1 protein-coding gene is annotated in these 459 nt (G+C 71.2%); it reads right to left on the minus strand.

The window, feature by feature from the left end:
- Positions 1-433, minus strand: a 433-nt coding sequence (locus K9U40_RS23685; RefSeq protein ID WP_282892505.1) for a LacI family DNA-binding transcriptional regulator, incomplete at its 3' end; no start/stop codon positions are given.
- Between the last annotated feature and the right edge of the window lie 26 nt (positions 434-459).

The following is a 459-nucleotide window of genomic DNA, read 5'->3' on the forward strand; positions in this document are numbered from 1 at the left end:
ACAGTCCCACCAGCATGTCGATCGGCGTGGGCGTGGTGTCCCAGGTCTCCACCACCGGGATGCCGGACGCCAGCAGCAGCCTGCGCCCCTCGGGCGAATGCACCACGCCGGTGAGCACGATGCCGTCCGGTCGCCGCCCGACGATGGCGCGCAGCAGCTCGTCCTCGCGCGAGGCGGCGTAGCCCACCTCTCCGAACATGACCTGGAAGCCACGCCCGTGCAGCGCATCGGTGAGTGATTGGATCATCTCCCCGAACAGCTGGCCGCGCGTGGTGGGCACCAGCGCCATGACGAGGTGGCTGCGCGAGGAGCGCAGGCCGCCTGCGACCAGATTGGGCACGTAGCCCAGCGCGGCGACGGCTTCCTGCACGCGGGCCCGCGTGGCTTCGCTCACCTGCGCGGGCGTCTTCAGCACGCGCGACACCGTGATCATCGACACCCCCGCGCGGTCGGCCACCT

The sequence above is a fragment of the Xanthobacter autotrophicus genome, assembly GCF_030015065.1.
Taxonomy (GTDB): Bacteria; Pseudomonadota; Alphaproteobacteria; order Rhizobiales; family Xanthobacteraceae; genus Xanthobacter; species Xanthobacter autotrophicus_D.